Origin of the sequence: Streptomyces sp. NPDC001530 (assembly GCF_042894545.1) — a bacterium.
Classification (GTDB): Bacteria; Actinomycetota; Actinomycetes; order Streptomycetales; family Streptomycetaceae; genus Streptomyces.
In genome coordinates, this window is record NZ_JBIAVS010000015.1 from 153,403 (window position 1) to 170,974 (window position 17,572).

General features: G+C 70.5%; 15 protein-coding genes. 11 read left to right on the forward strand and 4 right to left on the reverse strand.

Annotated elements, in window-relative coordinates; translation table 11 throughout:
* Positions 1-181 precede the first annotated feature (181 nt).
* Positions 182-643, reverse strand: coding sequence for a DUF3093 domain-containing protein (locus ACFY0T_RS30055; protein ID WP_388877203.1), 462 nt, complete (start codon positions 641-643; stop codon positions 182-184).
* A gap of 58 nt (positions 644-701) precedes the next feature.
* Between ACFY0T_RS30055 and ACFY0T_RS30060 the strand changes: the two genes are divergently transcribed.
* From ACFY0T_RS30060 to ACFY0T_RS30080, 5 genes are all read left to right on the forward strand, one after another.
* The gene (locus tag ACFY0T_RS30060) at positions 702-1,286 is read left to right on the forward strand and encodes a PaaI family thioesterase (protein WP_388877207.1); all 585 of its coding nucleotides are present in this window, start codon (positions 702-704) and stop codon (positions 1,284-1,286) included.
* Positions 1,283-1,798 carry a dUTP diphosphatase gene (dut, locus tag ACFY0T_RS30065; RefSeq protein ID WP_388877210.1) on the forward strand — a complete coding sequence of 172 codons (516 nt, stop codon included), beginning with the start codon at positions 1,283-1,285 and terminating at the stop codon, positions 1,796-1,798. The genes ACFY0T_RS30060 and dut overlap by 4 nt, the downstream gene beginning before the upstream one ends.
* Position 1,799: 1 nt before the next feature.
* The gene (locus tag ACFY0T_RS30070) at positions 1,800-2,564 is read left to right on the forward strand and encodes a DUF3710 domain-containing protein (RefSeq protein ID WP_388877213.1); all 765 of its coding nucleotides are present in this window, start codon (positions 1,800-1,802) and stop codon (positions 2,562-2,564) included.
* Between the two features lie 207 nt (positions 2,565-2,771).
* Positions 2,772-3,992 carry an alginate lyase family protein gene (locus tag ACFY0T_RS30075; RefSeq protein WP_388877216.1) on the forward strand — a complete coding sequence of 407 codons (1,221 nt, stop codon included), beginning with the start codon at positions 2,772-2,774 and terminating at the stop codon, positions 3,990-3,992.
* Positions 3,993-4,051: 59 nt separating this feature from the next.
* Positions 4,052-4,744: an ABC transporter ATP-binding protein gene (locus tag ACFY0T_RS30080; RefSeq protein ID WP_388877219.1), complete on the forward strand. Its 693-nt coding sequence runs from the start codon at positions 4,052-4,054 to the stop codon at positions 4,742-4,744.
* Positions 4,745-4,772: 28 nt separating this feature from the next.
* Here the strand turns inward: ACFY0T_RS30080 and ACFY0T_RS30085 are convergent, their stop codons facing one another.
* Complete coding sequence (locus ACFY0T_RS30085) at positions 4,773-5,012, reverse strand: hypothetical protein (protein ID WP_388877222.1); 240 nt, start codon at positions 5,010-5,012, stop codon at positions 4,773-4,775.
* Between the two features lie 119 nt (positions 5,013-5,131).
* Between ACFY0T_RS30085 and ACFY0T_RS30090 the strand changes: the two genes are divergently transcribed.
* The 5 genes from ACFY0T_RS30090 to ACFY0T_RS30110 all read left to right on the forward strand — a co-directional run bounded on the left by ACFY0T_RS30090 (position 5,132) and on the right by ACFY0T_RS30110 (position 13,501).
* Positions 5,132-8,779 carry an NACHT domain-containing protein gene (locus ACFY0T_RS30090; protein WP_388877225.1) on the forward strand — a complete coding sequence of 1,216 codons (3,648 nt, stop codon included), beginning with the start codon at positions 5,132-5,134 and terminating at the stop codon, positions 8,777-8,779.
* A gap of 182 nt (positions 8,780-8,961) precedes the next feature.
* The gene (locus tag ACFY0T_RS30095) at positions 8,962-11,565 is read left to right on the forward strand and encodes an ATP-binding protein (RefSeq protein WP_388877228.1); all 2,604 of its coding nucleotides are present in this window, start codon (positions 8,962-8,964) and stop codon (positions 11,563-11,565) included.
* Positions 11,559-12,275, forward strand: coding sequence for a response regulator (locus ACFY0T_RS30100; RefSeq protein ID WP_388877231.1), 717 nt, complete (start codon positions 11,559-11,561; stop codon positions 12,273-12,275). The genes ACFY0T_RS30095 and ACFY0T_RS30100 overlap by 7 nt, the downstream gene beginning before the upstream one ends.
* 62 nt (positions 12,276-12,337) lie before the next feature.
* Positions 12,338-12,736 (forward strand): OB-fold nucleic acid binding domain-containing protein, encoded by a 399-nt coding sequence (locus ACFY0T_RS30105; protein WP_099920258.1) that lies wholly within the window; start codon positions 12,338-12,340, stop codon positions 12,734-12,736.
* Positions 12,737-12,739: 3 nt separating this feature from the next.
* The gene (locus ACFY0T_RS30110) at positions 12,740-13,501 is read left to right on the forward strand and encodes a DUF3159 domain-containing protein (RefSeq protein ID WP_388877234.1); all 762 of its coding nucleotides are present in this window, start codon (positions 12,740-12,742) and stop codon (positions 13,499-13,501) included.
* A gap of 170 nt (positions 13,502-13,671) precedes the next feature.
* Here the strand turns inward: ACFY0T_RS30110 and ACFY0T_RS30115 are convergent, their stop codons facing one another.
* Positions 13,672-14,349, reverse strand: coding sequence for a TrkA family potassium uptake protein (locus tag ACFY0T_RS30115; RefSeq protein ID WP_099506151.1), 678 nt, complete (start codon positions 14,347-14,349; stop codon positions 13,672-13,674).
* Complete coding sequence (locus tag ACFY0T_RS30120; protein WP_388877237.1) at positions 14,349-15,020, reverse strand: potassium channel family protein; 672 nt, start codon at positions 15,018-15,020, stop codon at positions 14,349-14,351. Before ACFY0T_RS30120 ends, ACFY0T_RS30115 begins: the two co-directional genes overlap by 1 nt.
* Before the next feature lie 474 nt (positions 15,021-15,494).
* On the opposite strand from ACFY0T_RS30120, the gene ACFY0T_RS30125 reads away from it, so the two are divergent.
* Complete coding sequence (locus ACFY0T_RS30125) at positions 15,495-17,546, forward strand: APC family permease (protein ID WP_388877240.1); 2,052 nt, start codon at positions 15,495-15,497, stop codon at positions 17,544-17,546.
* Positions 17,547-17,572 lie beyond the last annotated feature (26 nt).

The window sequence follows — 17,572 nt, forward strand, 5'->3', positions numbered from 1 at the left end:
CCTGCCTGCCGCTCGCCCTACGGGCGGATTCCCTTGGAGGTCGCGCTCTCTGAGTGGTCGCGTTCTCTCGGTGCTCGTGCCGATTTCGGCAGCGCCGGACAGCGCCGCCGTGGCGCATCGCCGCTGCGGCGGAGAACGACGCTCCCGCCGGACGTGCGCCCCGCGCTCGCGGGAAGGCGGGCTACGCCGTCGCTCGTGCGGCCTTCAGCGCTGCCGACAGGCGTTCCGGCTCCCGGGTCGACAGGTACAGGTACGGCGTCGGGTCGGCCGGGTCCGTGACCTGGACGCGCAGGGCCGTGGGGATGTAGGCGCGCAGGAGCATGAAGGCGCGGGGGTCGGCCTTGTACGTGCGCCAGGCGCGCGCCTCCTCCTGGTCCAGGATCTCGGCGTCGCCGAGGGCCGCGACCGGGATCTTGGCCTCGCCGGCGATCAGGGAGTCGCCCACGACACGGATGCGGATCGAGCCGTACGAGCTGGCCACGACCGCCGAGACCGCGGCGCCGCCGACCAGGCCGCCCAGCAGCGGCAGTGTGCCGAACGGGAGGAGGATCAGGGCCATCGCGACCCCGACCATGAAGCAGACCAGCCACCAGGTGCGGGGCGCGGTGAGGCGTTCTTCGTACGGCGAGGCGGAGAGCTGCATGAAGCCAAGCTTGGCACGGTGCCAACAGATGGTGGACGCGCGGGTAAGGTCTGCGGCTGTGAGTGGTACTTCCGCAGCTCTGACGCCCCCCGCCGACGCCATAGCGCCGGTGCGGCACCCCGACGCGCCCGCCCCCGGCGAGCTCCTCGGGGCCCACTACGAACAGTGTTTCGGGTGTGGCGGAGAGCAGCCCCATGGACTGCACCTGGAGGCCCGCGCGGGCGAGGGGGTGCGGATCACGGCCGAGTTCACCGTGCGGCCCGCCCACCAGGGCGCCCCGGGTCTCGCGCACGGTGGCGTCCTCGCCACCGCGCTGGACGAGACGCTCGGCTCGCTGAACTGGCTGCTGCGCACGATCGCCGTGACCGGACGTCTGGAGACCGACTTCCGCCGCCCCGTGCCCGTCGGCACCGTGCTCCACCTGGAGGCCGAGGTCACCGCGGTGGCCGGGCGGAAGATCTACTCCACCGCCACCGGGCGGCTCGGCGGTCCCGACGGGCCCGTCGCCGTCCGCGCCGACGCCCTCTTCATCGAGGTGAAGGTCGACCACTTCATCGACAACGGCCGCCCGGAGGAGATCCGGGCCGCCATGAACGACCCGGACCAGATCCGGCGCGCCCGCGCCTTCGAGGTGAACCCGTGACCCGTCATCCCGTGAACGTGCTGATCCGGCGCGTCGACCCGGAAGTCCCCCTTCCCGAGTACGCGCACCCCGGTGACGCGGGCGCCGATCTGCGCACCACCGAGAGCTGTGAACTGAAGCCGGGTGAACGGGCGGTTCTGCCCACGGGCGTGTCCATCGCGCTGCCCGAGGGGTACGCGGCCTTCGTGCACCCGCGTTCCGGGCTCGCCGCCCGCTGCGGTGTCGCCCTCGTGAATGCCCCGGGGACGGTGGATGCCGGGTACCGTGGGGAGATCAAGGTGATCGTGGTGAATCTCGACCCGCGCGAGACCGTGCGGTTCGAGCGCTTCGACCGGATTGCCCAACTGGTCGTCCAGCAGGTCGAGAAGGTCCGCTTCCAGGAGGTCGCGGAGCTTCCCGACTCGGCGCGGGCCGCAGGGGGCTTCGGGTCCACTGGCGGTCATGCCGCTGTGGGCAGCACAACGGGTGGGAATCGATACGCTTCGGTCGTATCCGACCGGGAAGGACAGTGACGTGTTCGGACGTCGCAAGAAGGGCAGTGCCGCCGAGGACGCGGCGAGCGAGGCCGAGCAGGTCGTCGACGACGTCGACACTGAGGCGGACGAAGAAGCCGAGCGCGAGCGCGTACGGCTCGAGCCCGAGCCGCGGCCCGACGGGCCCTGGGACAGCTCCGAGGTGCGCGATCCGGCCGAGGGCCGGGTGGACCTGGGCGGTCTCTTCGTGCCCGGAATCGACGGCATGGAGCTGCGGGTCGAGGTCGCGGGCGACGCGATCGTCGCGGCCACCGTCGTTCTGAGGGACAGCGCCATCCAGCTGCAGGCCTTCGCCGCTCCCAAGCGCGAGGGCATCTGGGGCGAGGTGCGCGAGGAGATCGCCTCCGGCATCACCCAGCAGGGCGGTGTCATCGACGAGGTCGAGGGCCCGCTGGGCTGGGAGCTGCGGGCACAGGTGCCGGTGCAGCTGCCGGACGGCACGGGTGGTTTCCAGGTCGTGCGGTTCGTCGGCGTGGACGGCCCCCGCTGGTTCCTGCGCGGAGTGATCTCCGGGCAGGGCGCGGTGCAGCCGCAGGCCGCGGGTCTGCTGGAGCAGATCTTCCGCGACACGGTCGTCGTCCGCGGTGAGGGTCCGATGGCCCCCCGCGACCCGATCGTCCTGAAGCTGCCGAACGACGCGCAGATGGTCCCCGAGGGTGTCCAGCAGGAGGAGCAGAGCGGTTCCCGCTTCTCCGGCGGCATGGGGCAGCTGCAGCGCGGACCGGAGATCACCGAGGTCCGCTGACCGTTCTCCGACATACGAGTCGGGCCGCACCCCCTTCGCCGGGGGTGCGGCCCTTTCGTATGCCCAAGTTCTCCTCCATGAAGGGCGGTTGAGCAGCACGTCTTACTTCACGTATTGACGGAAGCATGGTCTGGACCTATGTTCTGCGGCCAGCGCGCGTGTTCAGAAGTCCATGTGTCGTTCACGTACGAGAACGGATGGCCCCACATGTCCGATGCCCCCACCCGTCACCGCCGCAGACCACGCCCCGCACTCCTCGCCACCGTCGCCGCCGTGACGGCGGCCCTCGTGGGCGGGCTCCTCGCCTGGCCCGGCGCCCACCGTGCCGATGCCGCGCCCGCCGCCTTCGCGCACCCCGGAGTCACCGTCTCCAAGGGCCAGTTGGACTTCGCCCGCGGCAAGGTCAACGCCGGCGCCCAGCCCTGGAAGGGCGCGTACGACCAGATGATGGCGAGCAAGTACGCCTCGCTGTCCCGCACCGCGACGCCCCGCGCGACCGTCGAGTGCGGCTCGTACTCCAACCCGAACTACGGCTGCACCGACGAGCGCGAGGACGCGATCGCCGCGTACACCGATGCCCTCGCCTGGTACATCACCCGCGACGAGCGGTACGCGAAGAAGTCCATCGAGCTGATGGACGCCTGGTCGGCGGTGATCAAGGACCACACCAACAGCAACGCGCCCCTGCAGACCGGCTGGGCCGGCTCCTCCTGGCCCAAGGCCGCCGAGATCATCAAGTACACGTACACCGGCACGTGGGCCAACTCCGGCCGCTTCGCGACCATGCTGCGCACCGTCTACCTCCCCGAGATCATCAACGGCTCCAACTCCAACGGGAACTGGGAGCTGTCGATGATGGAGGCCGCCGTCGGCATCTCCGTCTTCCTCGAGGACAAGACGTCGTACGACAAGGCCATGGCGAAGTTCCGGACGCGTACGGCCGCGTACGTCTATCTCTCGTCCGACGGCGCTGTGCCGAAGACGGTGCCGAGCCAGAACCTCGACACGACCGCGAAGATCGTCAGCTACTGGCAGGGACAGTCCACCTTCGTCACCGGGCTGACCCAGGAGACCTGCCGCGACTTCACGCACACCGGGTACGGCATCTCCGCCATCTCGCACGTCGCCGAGACCAGCCGCATCCAGGGTGCGGACCTGTACGGCACGGACGTCGGCGAGCGGCTGCGGCAGGCGCTCGGCTTCCAGTCCAAGTACCAGCTGGGCGAGGCGGTGCCGAGCTGGCTGTGCGGCGGGTCGCTGAAGCTCGGCCTCGGACCGGTCACCGAGGTCGGCTACAACGCCCTGCACAACCGTCTGGGCATCGCGATGACCAATACCCAGAAGCTGACCGAGCAGAACCGCCCGGCCGGCAGCAACAACCTCTTCGTGGCCTGGGAGACGCTGACCCACGGGGACAACCCGAGCTGACCCATTGCCCGGCCGGGCGCCCGCTGGACATACTGGCGCCCGGTCGACGGGGGAGGATCATGAGCCAGGTCGTCACGGACACCATGGTGCGCGTCGAGAACGTCCATCGCTCGTACGGCACCGGAGCCGCCGCCGTGCACGCGCTGCGCGGCGTCTCCTTCGACGTACCGCGCGGCGAACTCGTCGCCCTCAAGGGCCGCTCCGGGTCCGGCAAGACCACGCTCCTCAACCTCGTCGGCGGGCTCGACGAGCCGGACGAGGGGCGCATCACCGTCGACGGCCTCGACCTCTCGACGCTCGACGAGAACGGGCTCCTGGGGCTGCGCCGCGACCGCATCGGCTTCGTCTTCCAGTCCTTCGGGCTGATCCCCATCCTCACCGCCGCCGAGAACGTCGGCGTCCCGATGCGGCTGCGCCGGGCCGATCCGCGCGAGCGCGAGGAGCGCGTCGAGCTGCTGCTCTCCCTCGTCGGCCTCGCGGACCACGCGGCGCAGCGCCCCGGCGAGCTGTCCGGCGGCCAGCAACAGCGCGTGGCCATCGCCCGCGCCCTCGCCAACGACCCCTCGCTCCTCATCGCCGACGAGCCCACCGGGCAGCTCGACGCCGAGACCGGTATCGCCGTGATGGAGCTGCTGCGCGCCGTCGTCCGCAGCGAACACGTGACGGCGCTGGTCGCCACGCACGACGCGACTCTGCTCGATCTGGCCGACCGGGTACTGGAGTTGAGCGACGGGGAGATCGTCGAGCACTGAGCGCCGCGGAGCCACGCGTCGCGGCACCTCACCGTCCGCTCCCCGGGTGCCGCTCCACCGTCGAGTGCAGCTCGGCGCACGCCCGCACCACCGCCGCGCGCCGGGCCGGATCCGACCCCTCCACGGCGATCAGGGTGCGGCGCGTGTTCTCCTCCTCGGTCCGTACCACGGTCCGGTGCCGGATCCAGGACCGGGCCAGCGCCAACGCCCCCGGAGCGAGGGCGAGAAGGGCGGCGGTGAGGGAGGCGAAGGGGTCGATCCCGGTCATCAGGTGCTCCTCGGTGTCGGTGGCGACGGGCTTGCCCCAACTCTCCGAGCAGGCAAGGGTTTCCCACTACGCTGGGGAAACTGCGGGAAACCGAGTGCCGCCGGGTTGCAGGGAGACGTATGGCTGGGGGGCGTCCGCCGAAGGGCGACACGGAGCGGTACCCCGCGCTCGAAGAACTCGCCGAGTGGTTCCGCCGGGCGATAGCCGACGCGGGCTACGAAAGCCCCAACGCGGTGGTCCGCGCGGAGATCGCCCACAAGAACGTCGTCTACGGCGCCTGCAGTGCCACCCGGCTCCTGAAGCTCCCCGTCCTCAAGTCGCTCGCCGTCGCGTTGGAGCGCGACCCGGACGAGATCGTCCCGCTCTGGGTGCGGGCCAAGGAGGCCCTGGACCGGGCCGGCGCCGAGAGCAGGCAGGCGGCCGCACCCCGGCTGAAGGAGTGGACCGAGCTCCCGCTGCCGAATCCGGCCGTCCGCAACCTCCTCGAAGCGCAGGCGAAGGCGGTGGAGCGGCTGCCGTACGACATGCTCGGCGTGGCCGAGCCGCCGCTGTCGGCGGTCTACGTACGCCAGAGCATGCGGGCCCAGTGGCACTCCGCGGAGGGCGGTGCCCGCAACTCCACCCAGCTGGACGGCGGTTCGGCCACTCAAGGCGACTCCGCCGCGCGCGACGAGACGCAGACCATCGACGCACAGCTCCCGGTCCCGGAGGCCCTCGCCCGGCACGAGCACCTCCTGATCACCGGGGAGCCGGGCGCCGGGAAGTCGACGCTGTCGAGCCACCTGGCGTGGACCCTCTCGCGGATCTGGCTGCGCGAGGACACCAGCCTGGAAGCGCCTGTCGCCGAGCCGGTGCTCCCGGTCAGGGTCGCGGCCCGCACGCTCGTCGACCAGCCCGGCTCATGGAGCACGGTGCTGTGCCAGGCGTTACGGCGGACGCTGGGCCACAGCCTGGTCGCCGACCCCGACGCACGGCTCTTCCTGGGACGGATGCACGGAGCGCGCTGGATGGTCCTGGTCGACGGGCTCGACGAGATCGCGGACCGTGAGTCGCGTGCCGAGGTCGTCCGGATGATCGCGCAGCACGCGCGCACCGACAGCGACTACCGCTTCGTCATCACCAGCCGCCCGCTGTCCGACCCCGAACTGGCACCGTTGCGGGGGGCGTTGATCGGCGAGTACCGCATGGAGCCGTTCGGCACCGACGAGTTGAGCGACTTCGCCGCCAAGTGGTTCGCGGCGCAGTACCAGGATAAGGAACAGGCGCGCACCGCGGCGGACCGCTTCCTCGGCGAAACCGAGGACGGCCGGCTGCGCGACCTGGTCCGCAACCCGCTGCTCGCCACCATCGCCGCGGTCACGGCGACGGCGGTCCCCACGCATCCGCTGCCCACCAGCAGACTCAGCCTCTACCAGCGGTTCTTCGAGCATCTGCTGACGCGGGGAGCGGGCAGTGAGGGCGCCGTACGGCAGGGGCTGATGCGGCGCTACCGCGACGACCCCGGGCGGCGCGAACTGCACCTGTGGCTCAACCAGCGGAAGCGGGACGTCCTCGGTGTGCTCGGGAGGTGCCGCCTCGAAGGGGAGTCGTCGCTTCTGGAGGCGGCCCTGGAGTGGGTGCGGCCGCAGTTGCGGGAGGGCTGGGCCGTGACGGGCTGGGAGGCCGACGTACGGGAATTCCTGCAGGGCACCGGCCTGCTCGTCAGGGACGAGGACGACTACCGGTTCCTCCACCACTCGTTCGCCGAGTACTTCGCCGCCCAGTCGTACGCGCAGCGGATACCGCCCTCCTTCCCGGACGCGGAGGACTGGATCCTGCGCGCCTTCAAGGACGACGAACGCACGCTCGCCATGTTCGTGTTCTGCCTGTGGGGCGAACGCGACGACTGCGACGGTGGCCGGCTCGCCGAACAGCTGCGCACGGGTGCCGTCGGCGGCCATGAACGGCCCCTGCTCGCCGGGCTGCTGGTCGCCGAGGGCGTCACGTTCGGCGAGGCGGACCGGGAGCAGACGTTCGACCGCCTGGAGGCCGTGGCCCGGTGCTCCGTCGACGACGAGTACCGGGAGCGGGCGGCCCAGGTCCTGGGGGCGCTCGGGGGACAGCCCGGGGTGCTGGAGCGGCTGGAGCGCATGGCGCGCTGCGAGTTCCTCGACGCGAGCATCCGGTTCTACGCGGTCGAGGCGTACGGAAAGGCCGGGACGGCGGAGGTCACCCAGGAGCTCCTGGGCCTCGTGCTCAGCGGTGTCTACGGGCTGCTCGGCAGGGCCGCGCGGATCGCCTGCACCCTCGGCGAGGACGCCCGGGAGGCCGTGCGCGGACGGGCCTGGCAGATGGTGGCGGAGCCCGACGCCAACAGTTGGGAGATGTCATTCGCGACGGAGGCACTGGCCGGCTTGGGCCGGGCGCAGGAGGCGGAAGAGCTGGCGCGGCGCATACTCCAGGAGACGACATCGTGGCCGACCCATACGGAGCGTGCCGTCGAGGCCTGGCTGACCTCGGCGTCGGATCGCGCGATGGCAGAGGCTGAGCGGCTGACCCTGGCCCTGCCCGAGACCGACCAGGCGCGGCGATGGGTGGTCGGCAAGGTCCTCGACAAACTCGGCGCGGAGGAGGCGGCCGCGCGTATAGCCCACCAGATACTTGGCGCGAACGCGTTCCATCTGAGCGCCCTGGAGTGGGCGGCGGAGATGTGGGTCAAGGCCCGTGGGGCCGGGGCTCGTGAAGCGATCACCGCGGCGTTCGAGCGCAGCAGCGCCGATATAGGCCACTTCTACTGGCATCCGGCCTCTCTGCTGCGCACGATCGCCCCCTTCGATCCGGACGAGAGCACGGCCGACTGGGCGCGGGGAGTCTTCGGCGTGGAGCGGTGGGCTGTGTACGGGACCGGTGAGGCCGTCCGGACCTGGCTGGCCGCGGCCGGTGTCACCGAGGCCGAGCAGATCATGCAACGTCTCGACCGGGGGCATGTGCTCTCCTCATACGATCGCTCGCGGGCCGCGAAGGCCTTCTTCGAGGCCGGAGCCCTCGACCAGGCCAGGGAGATGGCGGAACTCGCGCTGAGCACGCCCAACGCGCGCCGGGACAGTTTCGAGGAAGCGGCACGTGTGCTGCTCAAGACGGGCGGGGACGACGGGGTCGTCCAGCTGAAGGAGATCTGGTTCGCCCACCCGATGCTGAGCGCGGATGTCAACTGGCTGAACGGAGTACTGGACGCGCTGCCGCGCTTCGAGGACCGGGCGACGGACGCCGTCGTCGGACGATTCGCCCGGGAGCTCGTCGGTCTCCCCGCGGCGGCGACAGCCGATGTGCTCCGTGGGTTGCAGGTGCTGCTCAGCAACGAGGGCCACGCTGTGGTGCCGTGGGTGCTGGAGACGGCCATGGCGCATCGTGATCTGTTCTGGGTCCAGCGGTGCACCCTTGCCCGGGAGCTGGCGGCCCTCGGTGAGCGCGACGCCGCGCTGACGCTCTGGCGGCATGTGCTGGGCTTCCCCAACTCGCCGCGGAGCGGTGAGCTGCAGTTGCTGTCGGACCTGCAGGCCGCGGGGGAGACCGAGACGGCGGTGACCTGGCTGTCCGAACTGATCGCGGACCCGGCCACGGCGGCACCCCGGCGGCTGCGGCTCCGGCAGCTCCTGGCATGGCTCGTCACGGCCGATCCCGGCCTGCTGGCCCTGGTCCCGCACGACGCGGGGCCGGTGGCGGGTCTCCAGGCGGTGCAGCGCACCGCCTCGGCCCTGCCCAAGGAACCCAGGGAAGCCTCCGCCTGACGCGCGGTGCACCAGAGCTGCGTCGCGTTGCGTCACGCGGTGCATCGGAGCTGCGTCGCGGTGCGGTGCATCAGAGTTGCGTCAAAGACGTCCCTGACCGACCCCTCGGTCCCTTTTGCCGGGATTCTTGGTCGTAAGGTCGACGCTGCGTACACAGTGGTGACAGGAAGACAATAGGGGTCATGGGACGCGGCAGGCTTCGGATCTACCTCGGTGCGGCACCGGGCGTCGGCAAGACGTACGCGATGCTCTCCGAGGCGCACCGCCGCGTCGAGCGGGGCACCGACTGTGTGGTCGCGTTCGTGGAGCCTCACCGCCGGCCGCGCACCGAGGTGATGCTGCACGGGCTGGAGGAGCTGCCGCGCAAGGAGCTGGAGTACCGGGGGTCCGTCTTCACCGAGATGGACGTGGACGCGGTGCTCGCACGGCACCCCCAGGTGGCCCTGGTCGACGAGCTCGCGCACACGAACATCCCCGGCTCGCGCAACGACAAGCGCTGGCAGGACGTGGAGGAGCTGCTGGCGGCCGGCATCGACGTCGTCTCGACGGTCAACATCCAGCACCTGGAGTCGCTGGGCGACGTCGTCGAGTCGATAACGGGCGTACGGCAGCGGGAGACCGTGCCGGACGAGGTGGTGCGCCGGGCGGACCAGATAGAGCTGGTCGACATGTCGCCGCAGGCGCTGCGCCGGCGGATGGCGCACGGCAACATCTACAAGCCCGACAAGGTCGACGCGGCCCTGTCCAACTACTTCCGGCCCGGCAACCTCACGGCCCTGCGTGAGCTGGCGCTCCTCTGGGTCGCCGACCGGGTCGACGCCTATCTGACCGAGTACCGCAGCGAACACCAGGTCTCGGCGATCTGGGGGTCGAGGGAGCGGATCGTCGTCGGACTGACCGGCGGCCCCGAAGGACGCACGCTCATCCGCCGGGCCGCGCGGCTCGCGGAGAAGGGCGCCGGCGGCGAGGTGATGGCCGTCTACATCGCCCGCAGTGACGGTCTCACCTCCGCCTCACCCAAGGAACTCGCCGTCCAGCGCACTCTGGTCGAGGACCTGGGCGGCACCTTCCACCACGTCATCGGCGACGACGTCCCCGCGGCGCTCTTGGAGTTCGCGCGCGGGGTCAACGCCACCCAGATCGTGCTCGGGGTGTCCCGCCGCAAGGGCTGGCAGTACGTCTTCGGGCCGGGCGTCGGCGCCACGGTCGCCCGCGAGTCGGGGCCCGATCTCGACGTCCACCTGATCACCCACGACGAGGCGGGCAAGGGGCGCGGCCTGGCCGCCATGCCGCGCACCAAACTCGGCCGCTCCCGCCTCATCTGGGGCTGGCTCGTCGGCATCGGCGGTCCCGCGCTGCTGACCCTGCTGCTGAGCACGGCCGCCCCGGACCTCGGTCTCGCCAACGACATGCTGCTGTTCCTGGCGCTGACCGTGGCGGCGGCTCTGCTGGGTGGCCTCTACCCGGCGCTGGCCTCGGCGGCCCTCGGCTCTCTGCTGATCAACTGGTACTTCACCCCGCCCATCCGCACGTGGACGATCGCCGACCCCGAGAACATCCTCGCCATCGCGGTCTTCTTCGGCGTTGCCGTGTCCGTCGCCTCGGTGGTGGACCTGGCGGCCCGCCGCACCCACCAGGCGGCGCGCCTGCGTTCGGAGTCGGAGATCCTCTCCTTCCTCGCGGGGAGTGTGCTGCGCGGCGAGACCAGCCTGGAGGCGCTGTTGGAGCGGGTCCGGGAGACCTTCGGCATGGAGTCGGTCGCGCTGCTGGAGCGGGAGAGCGACGTCGATCCGTGGACGTGTGCGGGCAGCGTCGGGCCGCGTCCGCTGGTCGAGCGCCCCGAGGAGGCCGACGTCGACATGCCGGTCGGCGACCACATGGCCCTCGCCCTGTCCGGCCGGGTGCTGCCTGCCTCCGACCGCCGGGTGCTCGCCGCCTTCGCCGCGCAGGCCGCCGTGGTCCTGGACCGGCAGCGCCTCCAGCACGAGGCCGACCAGGCCAAGGAGCTGGCCGAGGGCAACCGGATCCGCACCGCGCTGCTGGCCGCCGTCAGCCATGACCTACGCACCCCGCTGGCCGGGATCAAGGCGTCCGTCTCGTCTCTCCGCTCCGACGACGTGGCCTGGTCCGAGGAGGACCGGGCGGAGCTCCTCGAAGGCATCGAGGAGGGTGCCGACCGCCTCGACCACCTGGTGGGCAACCTGCTGGACATGTCCCGGCTGCAGACCGGCACGGTCACCCCGCTGATCCGCGAGATCGACCTCGACGAGGTGGTCCCGATGGCGCTCGGCGGCGTACCGGATCCCGAGGAGAGCGTCGAGCTGGAGATCCCGGAGAGCCTGCCGATGGTCGCCGTCGACGCGGGGCTGCTGGAGCGCGCGGTCGCCAACCTCGTCGAGAACGCCGTCAAATACAGCCCCGTCGAGGAACCGGTCCTGGTCTCCGCGAGCGCCATCGCCGACCGGGTGGAGGTGCGGGTGGTGGACCGTGGTCCGGGCGTCCCGGACGAGGCCAAGGACCGTATCTTCGCGCCCTTCCAGCGCTACGGCGACGCCCCGCGCGGCGCCGGAGTCGGCCTCGGCCTCGCGGTTGCCCGCGGTTTCGCCGAAGCGATGGGCGGCACCCTCGACGCCGAGGACACCCCCGGCGGCGGACTCACCATGGTGCTCACGGTCCGGGCGGTGGCCGGCCGGCCGGACCTGGCCACGACAGCAGAACGAGCCGCGGCGACAGCACGAGCTACGGCAACAGCAGGACCAGTGACAGAAAGGCAGGCCCCATGCTGAGCTCGACCGGGGGAGACCCGCGGACCCCCACAAGGGTCCTCGTGGTCGACGACGAGCCGCAGATCACCCGAGCCCTCGTGATCAACCTGAAGGCACGCAAGTACGAGGTCGACGCCGCCCCCGACGGAGCCACCGCGCTCGAGCTCGCCGCCGCGCGGCACCCCGATGTCGTCGTGCTCGACCTGGGCCTGCCCGACATGGACGGCGTCGAGGTGATCAAGGGGCTGCGCGGCTGGACCCGGGTGCCGATCCTGGTGCTCTCCGCCCGGCACTCCTCCGACGAGAAGGTCGAGGCGCTCGACGCGGGCGCCGACGACTACGTCACCAAGCCCTTCGGCATGGACGAACTGCTCGCCCGGCTGCGCGCCGCGGTCCGCCGCGCGGAGCCCACCGGGGGCGGCGAGGACGACGTGATCGTCGAGACCGACGACTTCACCGTCGATCTGGCCGCCAAGAAGGTCAACCGCGCGGGACGCGATGTCCGTCTGACCCCCACCGAGTGGCACCTCCTGGAGGTCCTGGTGCGCAACATGGGCCGCCTGGTCAGCCAGAAGCAGCTTCTCCAGGAGGTGTGGGGGCCGTCGTACGGCACGGAGACGAACTACCTCCGGGTCTACATGGCACAGCTGCGCCGCAAGCTGGAGGTGGATCCCTCGCATCCGCGGCACTTCATCACGGAACCCGGGATGGGGTACCGGTTCGAGAAGTGAGCGTGCTTGAGGGGTGATGCCGCGGGTACGTCGCTGTCACCGCACCCCGGTACGCTTTCGGTATGAGTGCTGTTCCTCGTTCCGAAAAGCCGGCGGGCCGGTTCCGGCGCATGATAGACCGGCTCTCCTCGTCCCAGCAGGACCTGGAGTCCGAGGAACTGCGGGAGGACGCCGAGACCGCGGGCTGTACGCGCATCGGTGACTGCCACGACCGACAGATCGTCACGGTTACTGGTACGTTGCGCACGGTCACTCTGCGGCCACGGGCCGGTGTCCCGGCCCTGGAGGCCGAGTTGTTCGACGGCTCGGCCGCCCTGGACGTGGTCTGGCTCGGCCGGCGCTCCATCGTCGGCATCGAGCCGGGGCGCAAGCTGATCGCATCGGGCCGCATCTCGATGAGCCGGGGCCGTAGGGTGCTGTTCAACCCGAAGTACGAACTCAGACCGCTTGGACGGGAGTAGCCGGTGACGTCGCTCGACAAGCCGACCAAAGACGCCCAGCAGGATTCGAGGGCGGTGACCGAGGCCGCGCTCTTCGAGGCATTCGGCGGCGTGCGGGGCATGGTCGAGACCGTGGTGCCCGGCCTCCTCTTCGTCACCATCTTCACGATCAACAAGGACCTGCACTGGTCGGCGATCGCCGCCCTCGCGGTGTCCCTGGTGCTCGTCGTGGTCCGCCTCGTGATGCGGGACACCGTCAAGCACGCCTTCAGCGGCGTCTTCGGCGTCGCGTTCGGCGTGGTCTTCGCGATGATGACGGGCAACGCGAAGGACTTCTACCTGCCGGGCATGCTCTACACGCTCGGCCTGGCCATCGCCTACATCGTCACGACCCTCGCGGGCGTCCCGCTGATCGGCCTGATCCTCGGCCCGGTCTTCAAGGAGAACCTCTCCTGGCGCACCCGCAACCCCGGCCGCAAGAAGGCCTACGCGAAGGCGAGTTGGGCCTGGGGCCTGATCCTGCTCGCCAAGTGCGCGGTCCTCTTCCCGCTCTACTGGTGGGCCGACACCACCAAGTTCGGCTGGATCCTGATCGCCCTCAAGATCCCGCCCTTCCTCCTCGCCGTCTGGCTCACCTGGGTCTTCCTCGCCAAGGCGCCCGCCCCGATCGACGTGTTCGCGGAGATGGAGGCGGAGGAGAAGGCCGAGAAGGCCGAGAAGGAGCGCCGGGCGGCTGCCGCCGAAGGGAACGAGACGACTGCGGGCCGACACCGTCGAGAGGCGTAACCAAGCGCTGGTACGGGCGTCTCGCTGAGGGCTGCCGCCCCCAGACCCCCGCTTCGGCCTGAACGGCCTCGTCCTCACGCCGGACGGGCTGACAATGGGGCGCCCGGAGATCTCCGGGCGCCCCATCCTCGTACGGCCGCCAGATCGGCCATCCTCGTATGACCGCCGGATCAGCTCGTCGCGTCCTCGCGGCGCACCGAGAGCAGGTCCTCCAGCTGTTCCTCGCGGGCCTGGGCGGCCACGAAGAGCAGTTCGTCGCCCGCCTCCAGGGAGTCCTCCCGGGACGGCGTGAGGACGCGGGTGCCGCGGATGATCGTCACCAGGGACGTGTCCTCGGGCCACTCGACGTCGCCCACCGTCGTGCCGGCCAGGGCGGACTCCGGCGGCAGGGTCAGCTCGACGAGGTTGGCGTCGCCGTGGCTGAAGCGGAGCAGCCGGACGAGGTCGCCGACGCTGACCGCCTCCTCCACGAGGGCCGACATCAGGCGCGGGGTGGAGACGGCGACGTCGACGCCCCAGGCCTCGTTGAACAGCCATTCGTTCTTGGGGTTGTTCACGCGGGCGACGACCCGCGGGACCCCGTACTCGGTCTTCGCGAGCAGGGAGACGACGAGGTTGACCTTGTCGTCACCCGTGGCCGCGATGACTACGTTGCAGCGCTGCAGCGCCGCCTCGTCCAGGGAAGTGATCTCGCAGGCGTCGGCGAGCAGCCACTCCGCCTGCGGGACGCGCTCCACCGAGATGGCGGTCGGCGCCTTGTCGATCAGCAGGACCTCGTGGCCGTTCTCCAGGAGCTCGCCCGCGATCGAGCGGCCCACGGCACCGGCACCGGCAATGGCGACCCTCATCAGTGACCGGCCTCCTCTTCAGGGCCTTTGGCGAACGCCGCCTCGACCTTGTCCACCTCGTCGGTGCGCATCATCACGTGCACCAGGTCGCCTTCCTGCAGCACCGTCTGGGAGGAGGGCAGGATCGCCTCGCCCAGCCGGGTGAGGAAGGCCACGCGCACGCCCGTCTCGTCCTGGAGCCGGCTGATCTTGTGGCCGACCCAGCCGGCCGAGGCGTGCACCTCGGCGAGCTGCACCCCACCGGTGGGGTCCCGCCACAGCGGCTCGGCGCCCGAGGGCAGCAGCCGGCGCAGCATCTGGTCGGCCGTCCAGCGGACGGTGGCGACGGTCGGGATGCCGAGGCGCTGGTAGACCTCGGCGCGGCGGGGGTCGTAGATGCGTGCCGCGACGTTCTCGATGCCGAACATCTCGCGGGCCACCCGGGCAGCGATGATGTTCGAGTTGTCGCCGCTGGAGACCGCGGCGAATGCGCCGGCCTCCTCGATGCCCGCCTCACGCAGGGTGTCCTGGTCGAAGCCGACGCCGGTGACGCGACGGCCGCCGAACCCGGAGCCCAGTCGTCGGAAGGCGGTGGGGTCCTGGTCGATCACGGCGACCGTGTGCCCCTGTTGCTCCAGGGTCTGGGCAAGAGCGGAACCCACTCTTCCGCAGCCCATGATGACGATGTGCACGACCGTCCTTCCGCACGCGAATGGTTACAGCTCAGGCTAATCAGGGTCTCAGACCGCCGCCCAAGCTACACAGGCGCGGTCCGTCGGGGGCACCCCTGTGCACGTTCGCCTGCGGGTTTTCGTGGAGCGGCGGCGAACGGGCGCATGGAGCGGCGGCGAACAGGCTTCGTGCAGCGGCGGCGAACTGGGGGAAGGTCAGCGGCGTGTGATGCTGCGGACACTCGCCAGGGTCAGGATTCCGAGGCCGACGAGTCCGGCGACGGCGCCGATGAGTTCCGCGGTCATGTGCATGGAACCTCCAATGCGGGACAGGGGCGGGGTTTTGTCATATAGACACGTGGATCTCCAGGACCACGGAATCCGCAGCGGGACCCGTCCCCGTTTTCACTCGTAGAGCAGATGGAGAGAAGATCCGGAGCCGATGCGGGACGGCGGGTGGGCGACCGCCAGTTCGAAGCCCTACGATTCTCTGTTGTGTCCAAACTGACCGACGTGCCCAAACGGATCCTGATCGGGCGCGCACTGCGCAGTGACCGGCTCGGAGAAACGCTCCTGCCGAAGCGCATCGCCCTCCCCGTCTTCGCTTCCGACCCGCTCTCCTCCGTGGCGTATGCGCCCGGCGAAGTGCTCCTGGTGCTGTCCATCGCGGGTGTGTCGGCCTACCACTTCAGCCCCTGGATCGCGGTCGCGGTCGTCGTGCTGATGTTCACGGTGGTCGCCTCCTACCGGCAGAACGTGCACGCCTACCCGAGCGGCGGCGGCGACTACGAGGTCGCCAACACCAACCTCGGGCCCCGGGCCGGACTCACCGTCGCCAGCGCCCTGCTCGTCGACTACGTCCTCACCGTCGCCGTCTCCATCGCCTCCGGCATCGAGAACCTCGGCTCGGCGGTCCCCTTCGTGGTCGAGCACAAGGTGGCCTGCGCGGTGGCCGTCATCGTGCTGCTCACGCTGATGAACCTGCGCGGAGTCAAGGAGTCCGGAAAGCTCTTCGCGATTCCGACGTACGTCTTCGTGGCGGGCGTCTTCATCATGATCGCGTGGGGCGCCTTCCGCGGACTCGTCCTCGACGACACCATGCGGGCGCCGACCGCCGACTACCACATCAAGGCCGAGCATCAGGGGCTCGCGGGCTTCGCCCTCGTCTTCCTGCTGCTGCGCGCCTTCTCCTCCGGCTGTGCAGCCCTCACCGGCGTGGAGGCGATCTCCAACGGCGTCCCGGCCTTCCGTAAGCCGAAGTCCAAGAACGCCGCGACCACGCTCGCGATGATGGGCCTGCTCGCCGTCACCATGTTCTGCGGCATCATCGCCCTGGCCATGGTGACCAAGGTCCGGATGGCCGAGAACCCGGCCACCGACCTGATCCACAACGGCGTCGCGCTCGGCTCCGGCTATGTCCAGAACCCGGTGATCTCGCAGGTCGCCGAGGCCGTGTTCGGCAAGGGCAGCTTCCTGTTCATCGTGCTGGCCGCCGCCACCGCGCTGGTCCTGTTCCTCGCGGCCAACACCGCGTACAACGGCTTCCCGCTGCTCGGCTCGATCCTCGCCCAGGACCGCTACCTCCCGCGCCAGCTGCACACCCGCGGCGACCGCCTCGCCTTCTCCAACGGCATCGTGCTGCTCGCGGGCGCGGCCACGCTCCTGGTCGTCATCTACGGTGCCGACTCGACCCGCCTGATCCAGCTCTACATCGTCGGCGTGTTCGTCTCCTTCACGCTCAGCCAGACCGGCATGGTGCGGCACTGGAACCGCCACCTGGCCGTCGAGAAGGACCAGGCCAAGCGGCGCCACATGGTCCGCTCCCGCGCGATCAACGCCTTCGGCGCCTTCTTCACCGGGCTGGTGCTGGTCGTCGTCCTGGTCACCAAGTTCACGCACGGCGCCTGGGTCGCGCTGCTCGGCATGGTGATCTTCTACGCGACGATGAGCGCGATCCGTAAGCACTACGACCGGGTCGCCGAGGAGATCGCCGCGCCCGAGGGCCCGAGCGACGACAGCGTACGGCCGTCCCGCGTCCACTCGGTCGTCCTGATCTCCAAGATCCACCGCCCCACCCTCCGGGCCCTCGCCTACGCCAAGCTGCTGCGCTCCGACACCCTCGAAGCGCTCAGCGTCAACGTCGACCCGGCCGAGACCAAGGCCCTGCGCGAGGAGTGGGAACGGCGCGGCATCGACGTACCGCTGAAGGTCCTCGACTCGCCGTACCGCGAGATCACGCGGCCGATCATCGAGTACGTGAAGGGGCTGCGCAAGGAGTCGCCGCGCGACGCGGTCTCCGTGATCATCCCCGAGTACGTGGTCGGCCACTGGTACGAGCACCTGCTGCACAACCAGAGCGCCCTGCGCCTCAAGGGCCGGCTGCTGTTCACGCCCGGCGTCATGGTGACCTCCGTGCCCTACCAGCTGGAGTCCTCCGAGGTGGCGAAGCAGCGGGCCCGCAAGCGGCAGGACTGGAACGCGCCGGGTGCGGTACGCCGGGGTCCGGCCGAGGAGCGGCCCAAGGAGCCCTCGAGCACCAAGAGGTGACGGCCTCGTGGTGAGCGGCCGGGCAA

What these genes read in the sequence shown, in the direction of transcription:
- ACFY0T_RS30080 (WP_388877219.1), top strand. Translation starts at nt 4,052, where the DNA reads ATGAGCCAGGTCGTCACGGACACCATGGTGCGCGTCGAGAACGTCCAT.
- ACFY0T_RS30085 (WP_388877222.1), bottom strand. Translation starts at nt 5,012, where the DNA reads ATGACCGGGATCGACCCCTTCGCCTCCCTCACCGCCGCCCTTCTCGCC.
- ACFY0T_RS30075 (WP_388877216.1), top strand. Translation starts at nt 2,772, where the DNA reads ATGTCCGATGCCCCCACCCGTCACCGCCGCAGACCACGCCCCGCACTC.
- ACFY0T_RS30100 (WP_388877231.1), top strand. Translation starts at nt 11,559, where the DNA reads ATGCTGAGCTCGACCGGGGGAGACCCGCGGACCCCCACAAGGGTCCTC.
- ACFY0T_RS30055 (WP_388877203.1), bottom strand. Translation starts at nt 643, where the DNA reads ATGCAGCTCTCCGCCTCGCCGTACGAAGAACGCCTCACCGCGCCCCGC.
- ACFY0T_RS30115 (WP_099506151.1), bottom strand. Translation starts at nt 14,349, where the DNA reads ATGAGGGTCGCCATTGCCGGTGCCGGTGCCGTGGGCCGCTCGATCGCG.
- ACFY0T_RS30090 (WP_388877225.1), top strand. Translation starts at nt 5,132, where the DNA reads ATGGCTGGGGGGCGTCCGCCGAAGGGCGACACGGAGCGGTACCCCGCG.
- ACFY0T_RS30105 (WP_099920258.1), top strand. Translation starts at nt 12,338, where the DNA reads ATGAGTGCTGTTCCTCGTTCCGAAAAGCCGGCGGGCCGGTTCCGGCGC.
- ACFY0T_RS30095 (WP_388877228.1), top strand. Translation starts at nt 8,962, where the DNA reads ATGGGACGCGGCAGGCTTCGGATCTACCTCGGTGCGGCACCGGGCGTC.